The following is a 19372-nucleotide window of genomic DNA, read 5'->3' as shown; positions in this document are numbered from 1 at the left end:
ATGTTACAAAAGCTCTATATCGAAACGCATGGCTGCCAGATGAATGAATACGATTCGGCGAGTATGCATAATCTTTTATTTCATTCTCATCATTTAGTCTTGACTAAAGATCCCAACGAAGCGGATGTTATTGTATTAAACACCTGTTCGATTCGTGAAAAAGCGCAAGAAAAAGTTTTTTCGCAGCTCGGGCAATGGCGTAAACTTAAAGCATTGCGATCCCACATCATTATCGCGGTAGGTGGCTGCGTCGCAAGTCAAGAAGGTGCAGGCATTATTCAGCGCGCACCTTTTGTGGACATCGTATTTGGTCCGCAAACTTTGCATCGACTTCCGGATATGATCAATCAAGTTTTAGAAAAAAAACGATCCGTGGTGGACATTTCCTTTCCAGAAATCGAAAAATTTGATCATTTACCCACTCCAAGAGCGGAAGGTCCACGTGCATTTGTATCTATCATGGAAGGATGTAACAAATATTGTAGTTTTTGTGTCGTACCTTACACACGCGGTGAAGAAATTAGCCGTCCTTTAGATGATGTGCTCGCAGAAATTGTACAACTGAGTGAACAAGGTGTCCGTGAGATTACCTTGTTAGGCCAAAATGTTAATGACTATCAAGGTCCGCGCTATGAAGGTGGCACTGCAGATTTAGCCGATTTAATTCGCTATATTTCCGCACTCGATGATATTTTACGCATACGATTTACCACTTCTCACCCCTTAGCGTTTTCAGATCGCCTCATTCAAGCGTATGCTGATGTACCAAAATTAGCTGATCATTTGCATTTACCCGTGCAAAGTGGTTCAGATCGAGTTTTAGCCGCCATGAAGCGTGGTTACACAAGCTTAGAATTTAAATCTAAAATTCGTAAATTGCGCAAAGTTCGACCTGATATTGCGATATCTTCAGATTTTATTATTGGATTCCCTGGGGAAACTGAATCTGACTTTCAAGCCACACTTAATTTAGTGGAGTCCATAGGTTTTGATAATTCATTTAGTTTTATTTATAGCCGTCGACCCGGAACACCCGCAGCCGAGCTTTCTGATGATGTAACAAGTGCAGAAAAAAAACAACGTTTACAGATCCTGCAAAATCTCCTAGTATTTCAAGGACAAGCCCTAAGTAAAAAAATGGTTGGTCAGGTCCATCAAATATTGGTTGAAGGTCCTTCTAAGAAAAATGAAAATGAACTGCAAGGACGCACAGAAAATAACCGCGTGGTTAACTTCAGAGGTCACACGCGCTTAATAGGGCAATTAGTTCCTATTACTATTACTGAGGTATTAAGAAACTCTTTACGAGGAGAATTAATAGTAAATTGAATACTCAAGCTTATACTTTTCAACTTATTCCAGAAGACAATCATCGTTTAGCGAATCTTTGTGGTCCATTTGATCAGCATTTACGTCAAATTGAACAAAAACTCAACGTTTGTATCTATAATCGTGGTCATGACTTTCAAATTAATGGTCCTAACGTGGCTGTTGAAATTGCTGCCAAAGTATTGCACCATCTTTACGCAGAAACCGGCACTAAAAAAACCACATTGACTTCGAATACCATTCATTTAGTGCTACAAACGGCTCAAACTGATCCCCATATGACGCTAAAGCCTCCCAAAACTCCAGGCATAATGATTCAAACTAAACGTGGCCCCATCAAACCACATAGCCCGAATCAAGGTTTATATATTGAACGTATTTTAAATCACGATATTAATTTTGGTTTAGGTCCAGCAGGGACAGGAAAAACTTACTTAGCTGTCGCTTGTGCCGTAGCCGCGTTAGAAAAGGAACAAATTAGTCGCGTAGTACTCGTTAGACCTGCTGTTGAAGCCGGTGAAAAATTAGGATTTTTACCTGGCGATTTTTCACAAAAGCTCGACCCCTATTTTCGCCCACTTTATGATGCATTAAATGACATGCTCGGTTTTGAGTTAGTAATGCAACTCGTCGAACAACATATTATTGAAGTGGTTCCATTGGCTTATATGCGCGGGCGTACCTTAAATGATGCTTTCATTATTTTAGATGAAGCGCAAAATACGACGAAAGAACAAATGAAAATGTTTTTAACGCGTATCGGATTTAATTCTAAAGTAGTTGTGAGTGGTGATACAACACAAACCGATTTACCACGTGGCCTAGAATCAGGCTTGTGTCACTGTTTAAGTATTTTAAAAAATATAAAGGGTATCAGCTTTACTGAATTTCAAATGCAAGATATTGTTAGACATACTTTGGTACAAGCCATACTACAAGCCTATGCGCAAAACGAAAATCAAAGAAAAGCGCATTAAAATCACAATACAAATTATTGCTAGTAACACTTTTATTCCTAGCCGTTATTTCCTACAGCGATGGGTAAACAAAGCTTTAGCAAAGCAAATTGGACCTAACGAAGTAAACATACGACTCGTTAGCAAAAAGGAAAGTGCTTCCCTTAATAAAACTTATCGACATAAAAAAGGCCCTACTAATATTTTATCTTTTCCTTTTGAACCGCCACCTGAAGTTTCCTCTAATTTTTTAGGCGATTTAGTGATATGTGCCGCCCTTGTTAATCAACAAGCTAAACAACCAGCAAAAAACCGCCTAGCTCATTGGGCGCATCTTATTATTCATGGTTGTTTACATTTGATAGGTTACGATCATATTCATGATAAAGATGCTAGTAAAATGGAAACTATAGAAATTCAAATATTGAAGGAATTAGGTTATGAAAACCCCTACATCTGACGATAAAATTAAATTTAAAAAAAATCGTCAGCCCTGGTTAAAACGTGTTCATCAAGTTTTCAAACAAGGACCAAGAAATAGAAAACAACTCATTGAGTTATTGTATTATGCTAAACAACGCAATTTACTCAATGCACAAGCGCTGAAAATGCTAGAAGGTGTATTACAAATCTCTGACATACACGTCAGAGATATTATGGTACCCCATGCCAAAATTACAGTTATTCATGAAAAAGCACATTTGGCTGAACTGTTACCCATGGTAATTGAATCTGGTCACTCGCGTTTCCCGGTTATCAACGATAAACGACGCGTCATTGGTTTATTATTGGCAAAAGATTTACTAAAATACAATCCCTTAGCCCATCAAAGCAGCTTTAATATCCGCGACATCCTACGACCTGTAGTTTTTATACCCGAAAGTAAACGCTTAGACAGTTTACTCGAAGAATTTCAACATAAACATTATCATATGGCTATCGTTGTTGACGAATATGGTGCTGTTTCTGGCCTGGTCACTATTGAAGATGTTTTAGAAGAAATTGTTGGCGAAATTGAAGATGAATATGATGCGAATGACGAAGTTTTTATCCAGGAACAAAACCCGAATCAATTTATTGTCAAAGCGATGATGCCTATTGAAAATTTTAATGACTTTTTTAATTCTGATTTGGCAACCAATCAATTTGATACGATAGGTGGCGTAATCGCGAATCGTTTTGGTTACTTACCGAAACGTGGTGCCAGTATTACTATTCATCCTTTTCACTTTAAAGTTTTACGTGCGGATAATCGAATTATTCGCTTATTGCAAGTCACTATTGAAAAAACCAAAGATTGAAAAATCGGGATTCTCAATATGAAATTAAACAATATTTCACTGTTTCAGCAAAGTTGTTATATCAATGGGAAATGGGCGAACACGAAAAAAACGATTAACGTTAAAAATCCTGCCACAGAAAAAATTATCGGAACAGTTCCTGATTTAGACCCTACAAACATACATGATGCAATCATCGCAGCAGAACTAGCATGGCCGATATGGCGATCAAAAACGGCTTTAGAGCGTGGTGAATTATTATACCGTTGGTATACGCTAATTTTAGAAAATATCAATGATTTAGCACTATTACTCACATTAGAACAAGGCAAACCACTTAAAGAAGCCATGGAAGAAATTCGTTACGGTGCTTCTTTCATTCAATGGTTCGCCGAAGAAGGCAAACGCATATACGGTGACATTATACCTGCACCATTAACCAAGCAGCATTTGTTTGTCAGCAAACAATCTGTCGGTGTAGTAGGCGCTATTACACCCTGGAATTTTCCCAACGCCATGATTACACGTAAATGTGCGCCGGCTTTAGCCGCCGGCTGTACTATCATACTCAAACCTTCAGTATTAACGCCTTTTTCAGCATTGGCATTGGCGGTACTCGCAGAAAAAGCGGGAATACCGGCCGGGGTCTTTAATATCGTCACGGGTGACTCTGAAATGATAGGCAATATTTTCACTGACAGCCCTTCGATACGCAAACTTTCTTTCACTGGTTCTACTGCGGTTGGTAAATTAATAATGCAAAAAGCGGCCAACTCAGTAAAAAAAATATCCTTAGAATTAGGTGGTAATGCACCCTTTATTGTCTTTGATGATGCCGATATTGATCAGGCAATCCTTGGCGCTATTGCATCGAAATTTCGTAATAGTGGCCAAACGTGTATTTGTACCAATCGTTTTTATATTCATGAAAAAATCTATGAGATTTTTACGGAAAAATTAGCTCACGCTATTCAACAATTAAAAGTGGGCAATGGTTTAGAAGATAATATTCAGATAGGACCATTGATCAATGCAGCGGCCATTAAGAAAGTAGAAAAACATATTGCAGATGCGTTACAGCAAGGCGCGGAATTGGTATACGGAGGAAAAGTCCATGCTTTAGGTGGAAATTTTTTTCAGCCGACACTTTTAAAAAATTGTACCGATAAAATGTTAATCGCTAAAGAAGAAACCTTTGGTCCCATTGCCGCGTTATTTAAATTCTCTGAAGAACAAGAAGTCATTCATTTAGCAAATGCCACTGAATACGGGCTTGCTGCCTATTTTTATACGCAAAACGTCAATCGTGTTATTCATGTCGCTGAACAACTCGATTATGGTATTGTCGGTGCCAATACCGGGCGCGCTTCAAATGCAGTCGCGCCCTTCGGTGGCTTTAAACAATCCGGTATCGGCCGCGAAGGCTCAAAATATGGTATCGAAGACTATTTAGAAATTAAATATGTTTGTTTAAATACTGATTAACCTAATTTAATCTTTTTATTTTCATAACATTCTTCTTCTATCGTAGGCAATGATAACTGACGTTTCCCTTTATTTGCAAAAAAAAGGTTGCATTTTGGAGTATTATTATTCAATTGATCCTCATGCTTATTTAATTGTTTGACCAAAAATTCTTCCAAACCAGGCAAACTAGAAAAAAGAGCATCAATATCTTCCCCAGAAAAGGAAATTCTTGCTAATTGTTCTTGCACAAAATTAGTTTGAATAAATGCATCGTCATTCTTAAAAAAACAAATCTTACCTAATCTAATAAAATCTGCAGGTTTAATCTCTGGTGATATAAGTTTTTTAGAATAGAGATAATCAATAAAATTCGATCTTTTATCACAGTTTAAACCTATCAAAAGTATTTTGAGCTGTTCTATATCAATGGTTTTGTTTAGTTTATTTTTTTCCAATAAATAATCAACAAATAGATAAACATTGTGATTATCGAATGTTTTTAGCATACTTAAGACGTGATCCCACGAGAAAAACGCATTATTAATAGCAGTATCTATAATTGGTAAATTAAAATAATCAGACACTGGAGTTTCAGAGATACATCGAAATAATTCAATAATACCCTGAGGGCTTTTAAGACATTCTGTTAATAATTTTAAATTGCTATTCTGAAATTGTAAAAACAAATTAAATTGATCGTTTTTGTTTTTAACGGAAAATTTTCTTAAAAAATCTTGGAAATGATAAACTTCGTCTAGCTTTTTTAAAAGCAATAAAGTTTCTTTATGATTATATGGCACTCCAGGTCTTTTCCCTATTTCTGCGAATTTTATTTTTATTTGAGCCCATATTTCAGGAATATTTACCAACTCAAACTGATTTTTTTCGGGAAAAAGAGATAAAAAATCCATTAAAGAAGACAAATTAGAAAAATTTAACTTATACTGTTTAGTTAATGCTTTAAATTTTTCTAATCTTACATTCTTTCTATTTAACTTAATTGCTTGTAAAAGCTCGTTGAAGTTTATTTTTTTATTTTCATTTTTTAAATTTTGAGTCGACTTAATTTGATTGGAGCGAAATATAGTAAAAGTTGTCATAATTTTTTTATTATTTGCATGGTTGAAGATAGTCTAACAGAAAAATTTTAATATGTAGCACTTAAAATTATTTAGAAAAAAAATTTATAATATATTTATTAATATATCAATTATATTGATATCTGCATTCTCACATCTTCTATTAATTTTTCTAAATGCAAAGTAATGTTATTTTTTAAAGATTTATGTTGTTATCATTAATCTCAAATACTGCGAAATAACTACTGCATAGTTAACAGAATTTAATAAATAACTAGAATGGCCTTGTTCTAACCTAGATATATCTTTAAATGTTTCTGATAACTACATTTTTTTAACACATAAATTTTTTGGTTTTAAAAAAATTGTTTTTTACAATGTGAATTCTTGCTTTTTGTTTTTAGTGTCATCACTACCAAACTTAATAAGTTATTTTTTATTTAATAATTTCTTAATATTTGTCTGTTAGATTGCCGTCATTTACTTTAAGAGAAAATATAGTGCCAAAAATAGAGAAAATTAAAACATTTGACACACCAACTGATAATAGATTATGCCCTAAGTTAGATATTCCCAGGCAAAATCTAGAAACATTTGATGATGACTCAATAAGTAAAACCTTTAGCTGTGAATATGATTATATTTTGGTTAAATTAAATATAGCTAAAGATTTTAACTTAAATAACAATGAGCAATTAAATATTTTAAAGGATTTATTTCATAAGCAAGGACAAGATATTGTAAAATATCTCAATCAGCTTCTTAGATCTCGATATTATTGTGAATACGCCATTGATTTTGACAACAAACCTCAGGTTGAAAAATTTGCAAAATGGTTTTGTACTGTTAATAATAATTATTTTGATATATGTAAAAATTATATAAGACTGGAAGATGACATATTCAAATTAGAACAATCACCCAAAGATGACAATGTCTTTATAAAAAAAACTTTTTCCGACGCTATTTCTAGTTACTTAAAATTTAAAAAATTTTTAAAAGACCCGCAAGATTTTCAATTTCCATTTAAAAATGATCAGTTACTTTTAGAAATTGATTTTTCTAATTGTAATTCCCGAGAGCCAGATACGGGTTTTTCAAATGGCCAAATTTCTTTAGAATTCTGTAAAGATGATAGTATGGAGCTACAGACGAGAACAATGGAAGCTTTTCTTAGCCAACTTTTGGATAGTGAAACCAATAAAAATTCGATACGTGCGCTAGCACTAAATTTGCTCAGCGGAAAATGTACAAAAGAACAGCTAGAAATTAATCCCAAAACTTTATCTTTGTCATTAAACACATTAAATTCTACACTATTGATAAACTTTGCTGCTTTTGTTCGAGAAAACCTGTCTAAATCTGAAATTGAACAGCTTTTATTGTCCACTAATCCTGAACTTGTTGATTTCTTTGAAAAAAATAAGCCTGCGTACAAAAATTTCTTAGATAATTTAGAAGATTCTTGCAAGAAAAATCCAGAGGGGTTGGATTATCCGCAAATACCAGTCGTTCCAACTACAACCGAAGCTCCAACTACTTCCAAAATTACAACACATCATCCTTTTATTCCAACTCCAAAAAATACTATCCTTGCTTCCAAAGAATTAATAACCGCAATCTTAGGACATGATAATAGCTTTTTACGTGGTTATTTAAATGGAAAAACAACAGATCAGATTAGTGCAATTGTTGATCCTAACAATAAATCTCTATTGGAAATTGTACTTGATAATGACTGTGATATTCAGACCGTTTTACTGCTGTTAACTAATGGAGCTTATAAAAATCTTGATGATTTTGTATCAACTAAAAAGTTAACACTTCGCGAATTTGCTCTAAGCAAGTGTAAGAATCATAATCAAATTAAAAATATTTTAGAACTTTATCCTTTAGAAAAAAACGGCGTTATATACGCTATCGAGTTAAATGCTTTTAATCCGGACTTACATAATAATCCTCCTGAAATTTTAAATCCCGTCTTTCCAGAAGTTGGAACAACAATTAGACCAGAAGCTTTAGTTATAGAAGCAATCATAGGAGCTCTGCAAGGAGCTAGTCTTTTTTATTTAGAAAAATTTTCAAAAAAATTACAGGAAAAATATCCCGCACACAAGAGAGCTATACATAATATTGTTCATTACCCCGCACGATTGGTAGCCAGTAGTATGATTAATTTACTACGCATCCCAGGAATTGGACCGGTAACTTTTTTACCCAAACCACAATCTTCAATTGCAACTGCAGGGGCATATTTTGCTGAAAATTTAATTAGCGGCATTCCATTCTTGTTCATAATAGAACTTGGTCAGCAAGCATCGGAGCGTCTCACCGACAATGACAGTTATAAAAAATGGATAAAGTTAATTTTTAATTATCTATTTAACTTACACTGTATTGCAATGATATTCACAAGTGAAGAGTTTCAAAATAATCCAATGCAAGTCTCATTGGGATATGGAGCATATTTTGCTGCATCTTTACTTACACACTTGCTATTAAGTCAATGTGTTTCAAATGAGCAAAATCGATCATCTAGATCAGGGCGATTTTCTTTTTTTAGATCGAATGATAATGCTACAGTTCAAAATTCTTTAGAAGAAAGCCACCCATTGCAGGCAAGAGCTTTCCCATAAGTCAATTTTTTGCCTTAACTAGGATAGGCTGCGTAATCCTAGTTAAGATATTTATATATTCAATGACAAATTTAAAAAATTAGGTTTTTATGGCACCTTGTAATATAAGTAAAATAAAATACTCCTTATCTGAAAGAGATATTGTAAACTGCATAACGTGTATTGAAGAATTTATTAAAAACAAAAAATCTGATAAACAAAATTTAATTCAAGCATTAAATTTTTTATTTTTTTATTTGCAAGATGAAAATAAGATCGACAAAGATAGATTGGGTCGTTTATTTCATCTAATTTTTTTGTACATCAAAAAGCCCAATGAATCTTTTGATTTAATAAATCAATTTATTTTAATCCTGAATCAAGCTAGTTTTTCTCCTTACAAACTCTATGAGCAAGATATTTTGCTTAATTTATTGGATTTAAATTGGTCTAATCTCGAAGGAAAAAGCGATGCAAATATTAAAAATTTAATCTACAACTATCAACGTTTATTTTTAAACTACATTGCTAATTTCCCAGAAAAATCACTAACTTTTAATAACATTAATTTTTATTTTAAAAAATTTGAAAACCTACAGAATCAATTTAATTCACTTTCTAATAAAGGAATTGTAAGTATTTATGCTCAATTAAGCAAAATGTTAGATACGTTTTATAATACACATGCAAATTATTCAGCATTACAAAATGAAATTTTTCAAAAAATCTCTGTTTTACAAAAAAAAGACAAAGAAGAATTCTTTCTTAACTTTTTATTATCTAAATTTAATGGGCAATTTGAACGAGCTAGGATAAGTTGTGAGGAACTTTCTCAGTTATGTAAAGTTAAAACCTTACAAGAAATTTTGCCTGTTAGAGAAACTATAGCTTGCTCTAATTTATTAAAAATTGAAATACGATCTGAAACAACATTTAACTCAGAAATCCAAAAAATATGTGCAGACACTTATAAAAAAGCATTTCAAGCTTTTAATCTTGATATAAACAAAAATAAAATAATTAAACTATTTATTTTTGCAAATAAAACAAGTTTTGAACAATATAGTCATCTTTTTGGTTTTCCATCTAACAGTGAAGGTGTGACAATAGCAGGAAACTCAATCGCAATTTCATTGCAGAAAATTACCAACTTAGCGCATGAATTGATTCACTGCTTAGTTCCAATGAATGTAAATAAATTGGGTCCATCTATCCGCGAGTCAATTCCTGAATATATTCAAAATCTTATTTTATATCAAACACAAAATTCAAAAAAATTTAAAGCTTTTAATTTTGGAGCTATCGCTTTTGACGTTATTCATGATCTAGAAAAAATTAACGAATCTGAAAACACTTTTTTAAAAACCTTAATTGAACAAAGAACCGAGAATCCGGAAAATTACTATCAAGCTACTCTACTAGCTGCTTATCTTTTAGAAAACCATAAGCTTTCAGAAATCTTAAAATGTGCTGTAAACAATAAAGAAAGCATGCGCTTATGTTTAATTGATTTCATTCAAAAGGAAAATGAACACTTTATCCAATTTATTACTAGCTTAAAAAATTATAAAGAATTAAATTCGACTCAACCAAGTTATCCTAAACAAACTACTACAGAAATCATACCTGTGGATAATCCACACATCCCCTCACATCCACTTGCTCACCCGCCCGCATTTTTTTCAAGATTAGTATTAGGTTCTTCCTCTGGCTTTGCTTATGGTTTATCCAAAGCTGTGTTTGACATATCAAAAGAAAAATTCATTCCAAAAGAAGACAAAGCGAAACGTTTAATTCTTAAGATTAGTCAAATATTTATTAATTCCGCAATACAATCCAGTTATGGGTTTTCTTTTAAATATCCTGATCGTATCGTTGCATTCGAAAATGACGATAGTCTGATATCGCCTACAGGTATTTACTTTGCAATGGGTTTAAGCTTAGAGCTTTGTATGCATTTGCTTGAGTGTTTAGCAAATTTTTGTGATAGCAAAATATTAAGTCGCTTATTTTCGTATTTATTTATTTTGTATCCTGTCATTCTAATATGTTTTTCCGAAAATAAAGAAGAAAACGAACTACAAGATAAAATTTATACTTTTATTTTGAGTACCCTTGCTAATCTAATAACCAGTTTTGGATTAAAACAAATTTATTATCGTATAACTTCTTCTCCATCAAGAGATATACAAGAACAACATCAACCATTAATTACAATTCTAATTTCAAAGAATGTAGAAATTACTGAAGATTTTTTAGATATTAAACATTTAATTGGGCTTCTTGAAAAACGCCTAAACTTATTTCAAAATCAAATTTCTCATGGGGACTTAAACGCTTTAAAAGATAAAATAAACACTAGTCACTACGAAGCTAGGAAGCATTTGCATTATATACAAGGAAAATTAGAGAAGGAACAAGGCACTAATTCATTCAAAATTTTGATTGAATGCATCGAACAGCGTTTTTTACTTTTAGATTCAACAAAAAATGTTAATCTTAATTCTGCCTCCCCTGTAAAATATTTATCTGACCAATTCAAAAAAATATTACTGGATAACATTCAATGCATATGGGAAAAATACGAAATTTTGATCACGTATCTTCTTGAAAAGAAAAATCAACTCAGTAATGATTTTTTAAAACAATTAATTACGGTAGATAAAGGAATGTACGATGTGATGCTCATTGTTCATATTAAAGATTATCTTGAATATATGGAATTAAGTAAAATTAGGAGAATACTACAACCTGTCCAAAAAAACTTTGGTAGCGAGCAACCACCTGAAACTATTCAGCAGAGAGTAAAGCTCACAAAAGGAGATTTAGAAGCCACATTAAAATCTATTGATGATGCATTTACATTACTTGGAAATCGTTCTGTGGAATTAGGAGACAAAGACGTTAGAAAGATGATTCATAGTTTAAACCAAAAAATAATTACCTTTGTTCAAACCCTCCGCTGTAAATTACAAAGTGATTCAATTACTAAAAATCGTTTTTCCTCTTTTTTTGCTTCGAACAAGCAAAATACGCATAATTACGAAATCCCGTCTGAACCTATATATGCTAATCTATCACCATCATAAATTATATTATTAACTACTGAGGATTCTAAATCTAAAAGAAATTACTTCAAACCTTATAGATCTATTCCACACCAGAGTGACCAAAACCACCTTCGCCGCGATCAGTTTGTACAAACTCTGGAACCAATTCAAACTGCGTTTTAATGACGGGTACAAATACCAATTGTGCAATTCTATCCCCTGGTTGGATGGCAAACTCGCTATGACCACGATTCCAACAAGAAATCAACAGCTCGCCTTGATAATCTGAATCAATGAGACCGATGAGATTTCCGAGTACAATGCCATGTTTGTGGCCAAGACCCGAGCGTGGCAAAATCACAGCCGCTAAATTTGGTTGAGCAATATGAATAGCTAAGCCGGTTGAAATTAACTCGGTCTGATTGGGTAATAATTGGATGGTATTCTTGGTACAAGCACGTAAATCAAGACCCGCAGACCCATCCGTTGCATAGCTAGGCAAGGGAAATTCTTCTCCCAATCGGGAGTCCAAAATTTTCAACTGGATGTTTTGCATTAGGATGTCCTAGGAAAAATGGGCTCTCATTATACCCTAATCTAACTGTTCAATTTTTAAACGTTTTTGGTGCTAATAATTGGTATTTAGCCCCCCCGCTGCCTATACTTTTGTTAAGAACCATAGATAAATATACTCAAAGTAATTGGATTTTTTGACATGACGCCATGAGAATGAGCAACCGGGGTGTATTAAAGATACATGAGGATTGCGAATTAAATGGCAACGCAGGCAAAAATTCAAGTGCGAAGAGTAAAGTCCAAAAATTATTTCATTTTCCATGGGGTATAATATGAAAAAATTTAATTCATTCGTCTTAATAGGCGTTTTATTAGTAGGCCTTACCGCTTGTGATACGATGTCACCTGATCAAAGACGCGTCGCCGGTGGCTTAGGTGGTGCTGCAGTAGGTGGTCTTCTAGGTAACACAATTGGTGGTGGTTCAGGTAGAACCATAGCTACGATAGCCGGTGCAGGACTAGGTGCAGTAGCCGGAAGCAGCCTTGCAGGTAGTTCAGGCAATCGATACTAGAAGCTATTTTCTTGCAAAGCCTAAATATACGTTCCCGTAAATGAGCGTATGTTTAGGCTTTTTTATTAAATCTCCCTCTTTTACTAGTTAAACTTTCATTTTTAGTTATTATTCAGCTAATTGTTCTTTTATATTTTCTATAAATGCTATACTTTTGCCTATATTAAATCGATATTAATACCCTATGCGTCTTGAAAGTATTAAATTAGCAGGATTCAAATCCTTTGTTGACCCCACCACGGTGGCTTTTCCTAGTAATCTTACCGCTATCGTAGGACCCAACGGCTGTGGAAAATCGAATATTATCGATGCCATACGCTGGGTTATGGGTGAAAGCTCTGCGAAGCAACTCCGTGGCCAATCGCTAGATGATGTGATATTCAATGGTTGTCATACCCGTAAACCTCTAGGTAAAGCAGCAATTGAGCTAAATTTTGATAACTCCGATGCAAGCCTAGGAGGGCAATACAGTAGTTACACACAAATTTCGATCCGACGTGAAATCACACGTGAAGGTCAATCAATCTATTCACTTAATGGTACGCGTTGTCGCAGACGCGATATTCGTGACATTTTCCTAGGCACTGGCCTAGGTCCGCGCAGTTATGCCATCATTGAGCAAGGTATGATTTCCCGAATAGTAGAAGCTAAACCCGAAGAACTTCGCGCCTACATCGAAGAAGCCGCCGGTATCTCAAAATATAAAGAACGGCGTCGTGAAACTGAGTTACGCTTAGAACACACACAGGAAAATTTAAATCGTTTAAATGACTTAAGAGAAGAACTTAGCAAGCAGCTTAAGCATTTACAACGACAAGCCAATACTGCAGAACGCTATAAAACACTTAAGCAAGAAGAACGGCTCCTAAAGGCTCAACTACAAACCTTACGCTACCAAGCTTTTCAGAAAAAACTACAGACTCAATTAACTGAAATACAATGTGTTGAAGAACAACTTCACACATCTCAACTTGAACAACAGCATTTATCAGCACAAATAGTAACTGATCGTGCTCAACAAACTCAAGCAAGGCTAAATTGTAGTAGTTTGCAAACAGAATATTATCAACTAGGCAATAACATAACACGTTTGGAAGAAAATTTACGTACGCAAACAACACAACTTCAGCAAAATCAACAGGAACTAGCTGATTTAAGCAAAAAGAAACTCGTTCTTGAACAGCAATGTCAATCCAGCGAAACTAATCAGATTCAAATCAAGCAAACACTTAGCGAACTTCTACAAAAACAAAATGAACTCCAAGTAGCCACTGAGCAAAGCCAATCTTTGCTAAAAGAAGCTGAAAAAAATTATGTAGAATGGCAAACAAAATGGGAAAAAATTCAAACCTCTTTTTCTGAACTAAAACAACAACAACATACTGCTGCAACACAAAACCATTACCATCAACAACAATCACAAACTTTAAACCTGCGTATTGAACGTTTGCAGCAGGATCACGATGAACAATCTAAAATTTTAATCGCACAGAATGAACAACCTGAAGATTTGAACGAAGTTTTAGCGCAAGTTGTAGAAAAACAAACTCAATGTAAAACACAACGTGAACAGATTGCTCAACAAATTCTTGAGCAGCGTTCTCATTTACAACAAGTCACTAAAGAACTCGATCAATTAAAAAGCCGCTTACAGATCACTCAAGGCGAATATGCTTCACTCATGGCCTTGCAACAAGAAGCGTTAGGCAAACGTGAACATACTTTACTGCAATGGTTTAAAAAGCATAATATAACTGAGCAGCCTCGATTGGCTCAGCTATTGCAAGTTGAATCAGGCTGGGAACGTGCTGTAGAACTTGCTTTAAATCAGCATATTCAAGCGGTATGTTTTACCGACCGGGATTCTTTAGACGATTTTTTAACTAACCCACCTCCGAATACCGTTAGTTTAATGACAAAATCGATGCCATGTGAACATTTTGCATCGACCTTCCAGAATCAATTAGCCTTAGCGCCTATCAGCAGTAAATTTACAGCTCCGTGGCCACTCGAACATTTATTAGCGGGTGTCTATGTAGCAGAGACTATTTCTGAAGCCCTGGAACATACCAAACAATTAAAAAGCTATGAATCCATCATCACACGCGAAGGGGTTTGTTTAGGTAACCATTGGATTCGTTTAACTGCAGCAGGTGATGATAAAGCAGGCTTATTACAACGTGAACGCGAAATAGTTCAACTACAAAAAATACAACAAGACATTCAAGAACAGCTTGATAAGAAACAAGCATACTTTCTTCACACTCAAAAGCAATTAAAGGAACTGGAAGATGCTCAAACTCTACAACAAAAACACAATGCAGAATTAATTGCCCAACAAGCAGATTTAAATGCACGCCAAACTGTACAACAAGCGAAGATAAATCAAGCTAAACAACGTATTCAAGTGATACAACAAGAATTGCAAGAAACCAAACAACTTAATGAAACGACGCAAGGAAAATTGCAGCAAACCTGCGAAGAGCAAAAAATAGCAGATAACCAGCTGCAGCAAATGGAGAATCAACGACTCACACACTTGGAAAATAAAGAGTCACTACACAGTCAACTCAATGAATCAGTGCGTGTCGCTAAAGCTTATGAAGCAGAACTTCATCAACTTGAGTTAAACTTACAAGCGGCGGATCATCAATTAAAAGTCGAACTTGCCAATTTATCCAATGTAAAACAACAACAATTGCAATTAGAACAACGTCTTAGCCAATTACATAAAATCCTCAACGTTGTTGAAAACCCGATAAGCTCACTTGAGCAACAACTCAATCATCATATCGATAAGAAAAATAAACTTGGCTTACAACTTAAGGAAAGCCAAACGCAATTAGAAACCATCGACAATAGAATTAAATACACTGAAGACCAATTGCAAACATTGGAAACTAATCTTAACTTAGATCGTGATGCCTTAGAGCAACAACGTTTATTTTCACAAGAGTTACGTGTACGCGCTAAAACTTTAGAAGAACAATTACAAGAAGAAGGTTATGAACTGGAAAAACTATTAGCAGAAATTCCTTCTGAGCAAATTGATATTGCAGAATGTGAAGCACAACTCACTAAATTAACCCAGCGTATTGAACAGATAGGCGCAGTTAATCTAGCTGCTTTAGAAGAACAACAACTCGTTTCTGAGCGTGAAAAATACTTAGAAGACCAATTTAAAGACTTAACAGCCGCCTTAGAAATGTTGCAAACAGCCATTCAAAAAATGGATAAAGAAACGCGTAATCGTTTTAAAGAGACCTTTGACAAGGTCAATCAGAATTTTACTACATTATTTCCAAGACTATTTTCCGGTGGTATTGCGTCATTACAACTGCAAGAATCGGATTTGCTGAATAGTGGTATCTGCATCATGGCGCAACCACCAGGAAAACGAAATAGCACCATACATCTTCTTTCCGGAGGAGAAAAAGCGTTGACCGCAACTGCTTTAGTCTTTTCTTTTTTCCAGCTAAATCCTGCTCCTTTTTGCATGTTAGATGAAGTTGACGCCCCCTTAGACGATACGAATGTTCTAAGATTTTGTAAGTTGGTGAAAGAGATGTCGAATGAAGTACAATTTATCTTTATTAGCCATAATAAAGTAGCGATTGAAATGGCACATCACTTAGCAGGTGTAACTATGCATGAACCTGGTGTATCACGGATGGTCGCTGTCGATCTAGAAAAAGCCATCGCTATGGCCGAGGAGGTACCCACGTAATGGACATTGACTACTTACTCATTATTTTACCCAGCATTATTTTCCTGGGAGTATTTGGCCTAATACTTATTATTTGGCATGGAAATTTTCGTAGTAAAAAAGAAAAAATAAATTTAAATACTGATCATTCAATAACGCAGCCTCCATCTAAAACCGAACCACCCACATCGCGACTTGAACCTACTTTAACTAAATCAAGCCTAAATGAAGAAAACACAAACACCTCGACTCAACATGACATTGATAACTATATTATCTTACAATTAATGGCTCCCACACAAAGACCTTATCGAGGATATGAACTCATTCAAACATTAACGAGCGCAGGTTTTCATTATGGCAAAATGAATATTTTTCATTTTTATGCTGATCCTCTTAACAAAACAGAACTTTTGTTTAGTCTAGCTTCGGCTATCGAACCCGGAACGTTCGATTTAGATAATACCGGTGAAATAGTGTGCCCTGGATTATGTCTATTTATGTCAATTCATAAGGTCAAATCCGCACTGACTGCATTTGATGTAATGTGGGACACAGCACAAACTCTCGCACAAGACTTAGGCGGTACATTATGCGATCGTCAATTGCTACCAATTGACGATCTGACGCGTTATCACTCTCAACTTCATGCTTATGCCTAACGATAGCATTATAAAAAAAATAGCTCAGCTTAAAAAAAAAATTAACGAACACAACTATCGTTATCATATCCTCGATGAACCATTAATCAGTGACGCAACTTACGACAAGCTTTTTCGTGAATTAGAAGATCTCGAAAAACAACACCCCGAGCTTATTAGCAATGACTCCCCTACTCAACGTGTTGGCAGCACTCCATTAGCATCCTTTCAACAAGTCCAACATACTATCCCCATGCTTTCTTTAGAAAATGCTTTTTCTGAAAAAGAAGTATTCGCCTTTAATAAGCGTATACAAGAACGCCTACATACCAAGAAAGAAATAGAATATGCTTGTGAGCCCAAATTAGATGGTGTTGCTGTGAGCTTAACCTACTATAAAGGACAATTAACTTGTGCCGCCACTCGAGGCGATGGCAATACTGGGGAAGATATTACTTTAAATATCCGAACAATTTTAAGTATTCCCTTACACCTGCGTGGTTCAGATTACCCCACCTACTTAGAAGTTCGCGGAGAAGTGTACATTCCCAAAAAAGCTTTTCAACAACTTAACAAGCGTCTAAAAGACGCCGGTGAAAAAACTTTTGTTAATCCACGTAATGCAGCAGCAGGAAGTTTGCGTCAGTTAAATCCAAAAATTACCGCTCAACGTTCATTAGCCTTTTTTACACATAGTGTCGGGCAAATTAAAGATGGCAAAATAGCGTCTACACACACCGCAATTCTAAACCAATTTAAACATTGGGGTTTACCGCGTTGCCCACAAACTCAAACAGCCAAAAATGTGCTCGCATGCTTAGCGTATTATAATAAAATTGAAAAACAACGTGCGACACTTCCCTATGAAATTGATGGGATTGTCTACAAAGTAAACAATATCGCCTTACAACAACAGCTTGGCTTTGTATCGCGTGCCCCACGCTGGGCATTGGCGCATAAATTTCCTGCTCAAGAAGAATTTACGCAAGTACTCGCAATCGAGTTTCAAGTAGGTCGTACCGGAGCATTAACTCCGGTAGCACGATTACAACCTGTATTTGTTGGTGGGGCTACCATTAGCAACGCCACTTTACATAACATGGACGAAGTTAAACGTAAAGACATACGTGTAGGTGATACCGTTATCATCCGTAGAGCAGGAGATGTTATTCCGGAAGTCGTCAGTGTCGTTAAAGAAAAAAGACCCGTTAACAGCTATGCCTTAAAACTACCTAAACATTGTCCTATCTGTGGCTCAGATATCGTCAAATTAGAAACAGAATCTGCTGCACGATGCAGTGGTGCGCTTTATTGCCCAGCACAACGAAAAGAAGCCATTAAACATTTTGCCTCCCGCAAGGCCATGAACATTGAAGGTTTAGGCAATAAACTGGTTGATCAATTAGTCGATACTAATTTGATTAAAAATGTTTCTGACTTATATCATTTAACCCCTGAACAATTAGCCGATCTGGAGCATCTTGGTGAAAAGTCTGCTCGAAAATTATGCGACGCTATACGCGCGAGCAAAAAAACTAGCTTAAGCCGATTCTTATATGGATTAGGAATACGCGATGTGGGTATAACAACCGCTTTAAATCTTACACAACATTTTCAAGAATTAAAATCCATCATGCAAGCGGATGAAGAATCCCTGAAAGCTATTCCCGACATTGGCCCTGTAGTCGCGGCCCATGTTAAAAAATTCTTTAGCGAACCTCACAACCTTGAAGTTATCAAAAATCTATTGGCCGCTGGGATTTCCTGGCCAAAACCTGACGTTAACAATCCACAACATCCATCCCTCTTAACTGGAAAAAATTTCGTTTTAACCGGCAGCTTATCCGAATTAAGTCGTGAACAAGCCAGCACTTTACTCCAAGAACTCGGGGCAAAAGTCAGTTCTAGCGTGTCTAAAAAAACCGATTACGTAATCATAGGCAAAGACCCTGGCTCTAAACTTAACCGTGCCAAAAAATTAGGTCTTACTATCCTGACTGAAAATAAATTTCTAGAGCTATTAAAGAAAGCAAATTTATCGTAAAATTACCGTTTTGGTAATAAATATTCATTTAGGCTTGTCCTTATGTATAAATTATCAACAAAAACTGGCAACTATAATTGACATTTATTAGGCTATACCGTTTATTGGCTCAAAATT

The 19372-nt window shown here is 35.1% G+C and carries 13 protein-coding genes; 11 read left to right on the top strand and 2 right to left on the bottom strand.

All coding sequences use genetic code 11. The annotated features are described in order from the left end of the window. Genes miaB through AAHI99_RS02280 form a run of 5 tightly spaced genes read left to right on the top strand, consistent with a single transcriptional unit; the run spans nucleotide 1 to nucleotide 5050 of the window. A complete protein-coding gene (miaB, locus tag AAHI99_RS02300; RefSeq protein ID WP_342228067.1) occupies nucleotides 1-1329 on the top strand; it encodes a tRNA (N6-isopentenyl adenosine(37)-C2)-methylthiotransferase MiaB in 1329 nt (442 codons plus the stop codon). Beyond that, a complete protein-coding gene (locus tag AAHI99_RS02295; protein WP_342228066.1) occupies nucleotides 1326-2306 on the top strand; it encodes a PhoH family protein in 981 nt (326 codons plus the stop codon). Before miaB ends, AAHI99_RS02295 begins: the two co-directional genes overlap by 4 nt. Further along, entirely contained in the window at nucleotides 2272-2745 is a 474-nt protein-coding gene (gene ybeY / locus AAHI99_RS02290; RefSeq protein WP_342228065.1) for an rRNA maturation RNase YbeY, read from the top strand. Before AAHI99_RS02295 ends, ybeY begins: the two co-directional genes overlap by 35 nt. Then, the gene (locus tag AAHI99_RS02285; RefSeq protein WP_342228064.1) at nucleotides 2726-3586 is read left to right on the top strand and encodes an HlyC/CorC family transporter; all 861 of its coding nucleotides are present in this window, start codon (nucleotides 2726-2728) and stop codon (nucleotides 3584-3586) included. The genes ybeY and AAHI99_RS02285 overlap by 20 nt, the downstream gene beginning before the upstream one ends. Nucleotides 3587-3604: 18 nt before the next feature. Beyond that, nucleotides 3605-5050: an NAD-dependent succinate-semialdehyde dehydrogenase gene (locus AAHI99_RS02280; protein ID WP_342228063.1), complete on the top strand. Its 1446-nt coding sequence runs from the start codon at nucleotides 3605-3607 to the stop codon at nucleotides 5048-5050. On the opposite strand, the gene AAHI99_RS02275 is transcribed toward AAHI99_RS02280, so the two are convergent. Continuing rightward, nucleotides 5047-6132: a hypothetical protein gene (locus AAHI99_RS02275; RefSeq protein ID WP_342228062.1), complete on the bottom strand. Its 1086-nt coding sequence runs from the start codon at nucleotides 6130-6132 to the stop codon at nucleotides 5047-5049. The two genes, AAHI99_RS02280 and AAHI99_RS02275, sit on opposite strands and share 4 nt — an antisense overlap. A gap of 479 nt (nucleotides 6133-6611) precedes the next feature. Here AAHI99_RS02275 and AAHI99_RS02270 point away from each other — a divergent pair, with 479 nt between their 5' ends. Together AAHI99_RS02270 and AAHI99_RS02265 are read left to right on the top strand one after the other, a co-directional pair. Next, on the top strand, nucleotides 6612-8747 hold the full coding sequence (locus AAHI99_RS02270; RefSeq protein WP_342228061.1) for a hypothetical protein: 2136 nt from the start codon (nucleotides 6612-6614) through the stop codon (nucleotides 8745-8747). Nucleotides 8748-8836: 89 nt separating this feature from the next. Next, a complete protein-coding gene (locus tag AAHI99_RS02265; RefSeq protein WP_342228060.1) occupies nucleotides 8837-11815 on the top strand; it encodes a hypothetical protein in 2979 nt (992 codons plus the stop codon). A gap of 61 nt (nucleotides 11816-11876) precedes the next feature. Here AAHI99_RS02265 and dut read toward each other — a convergent pair whose 3' ends face one another. Beyond that, nucleotides 11877-12332, bottom strand: a complete 456-nt coding sequence (gene dut / locus AAHI99_RS02260; protein ID WP_342228059.1) for a dUTP diphosphatase — start codon at nucleotides 12330-12332, stop codon at nucleotides 11877-11879. Between the two features lie 292 nt (nucleotides 12333-12624). Between dut and AAHI99_RS02255 the strand changes: the two genes are divergently transcribed. The 4 genes from AAHI99_RS02255 to ligA all read left to right on the top strand — a co-directional run bounded on the left by AAHI99_RS02255 (nucleotide 12625) and on the right by ligA (nucleotide 19255). After that, nucleotides 12625-12864, top strand: coding sequence for a glycine zipper 2TM domain-containing protein (locus AAHI99_RS02255; protein WP_342228058.1), 240 nt, complete (start codon nucleotides 12625-12627; stop codon nucleotides 12862-12864). A gap of 184 nt (nucleotides 12865-13048) precedes the next feature. Further along, nucleotides 13049-16591, top strand: coding sequence for a chromosome segregation protein SMC (gene smc / locus AAHI99_RS02250; protein WP_342228057.1), 3543 nt, complete (start codon nucleotides 13049-13051; stop codon nucleotides 16589-16591). Beyond that, entirely contained in the window at nucleotides 16591-17232 is a 642-nt protein-coding gene (locus AAHI99_RS02245) for a cell division protein ZipA C-terminal FtsZ-binding domain-containing protein (RefSeq protein WP_342228056.1), read from the top strand. The genes smc and AAHI99_RS02245 overlap by 1 nt, the downstream gene beginning before the upstream one ends. Next, nucleotides 17225-19255, top strand: a complete 2031-nt coding sequence (gene ligA / locus AAHI99_RS02240; RefSeq protein WP_342228055.1) for an NAD-dependent DNA ligase LigA — start codon at nucleotides 17225-17227, stop codon at nucleotides 19253-19255. Before AAHI99_RS02245 ends, ligA begins: the two co-directional genes overlap by 8 nt. Nucleotides 19256-19372: the final 117 nt, after the last annotated feature.

Origin of the sequence: Rickettsiella endosymbiont of Rhagonycha lignosa (assembly GCF_964031165.1) — a bacterium.
Taxonomy (GTDB): domain Bacteria; phylum Pseudomonadota; class Gammaproteobacteria; order Diplorickettsiales; family Diplorickettsiaceae; genus Aquirickettsiella.
This window is presented reverse-complemented; position numbering and strand designations above follow the sequence as displayed.

Coding starts and splice junctions, on each gene's coding strand:
- AAHI99_RS02265 (WP_342228060.1), top strand. CDS start 8,837: ATGGCACCTTGTAATATAAGTAAAATAAAATACTCCTTATCTGAAAGA.
- AAHI99_RS02280 (WP_342228063.1), top strand. CDS start 3,605: ATGAAATTAAACAATATTTCACTGTTTCAGCAAAGTTGTTATATCAAT.
- AAHI99_RS02245 (WP_342228056.1), top strand. CDS start 16,591: ATGGACATTGACTACTTACTCATTATTTTACCCAGCATTATTTTCCTG.
- dut (WP_342228059.1), bottom strand. CDS start 12,332: ATGCAAAACATCCAGTTGAAAATTTTGGACTCCCGATTGGGAGAAGAA.
- miaB (WP_342228067.1), top strand. CDS start 1: ATGTTACAAAAGCTCTATATCGAAACGCATGGCTGCCAGATGAATGAA.
- ybeY (WP_342228065.1), top strand. CDS start 2,272: ATGCGCAAAACGAAAATCAAAGAAAAGCGCATTAAAATCACAATACAA.
- ligA (WP_342228055.1), top strand. CDS start 17,225: ATGCCTAACGATAGCATTATAAAAAAAATAGCTCAGCTTAAAAAAAAA.
- smc (WP_342228057.1), top strand. CDS start 13,049: ATGCGTCTTGAAAGTATTAAATTAGCAGGATTCAAATCCTTTGTTGAC.
- AAHI99_RS02285 (WP_342228064.1), top strand. CDS start 2,726: ATGAAAACCCCTACATCTGACGATAAAATTAAATTTAAAAAAAATCGT.
- AAHI99_RS02255 (WP_342228058.1), top strand. CDS start 12,625: ATGAAAAAATTTAATTCATTCGTCTTAATAGGCGTTTTATTAGTAGGC.
- AAHI99_RS02275 (WP_342228062.1), bottom strand. CDS start 6,132: ATGACAACTTTTACTATATTTCGCTCCAATCAAATTAAGTCGACTCAA.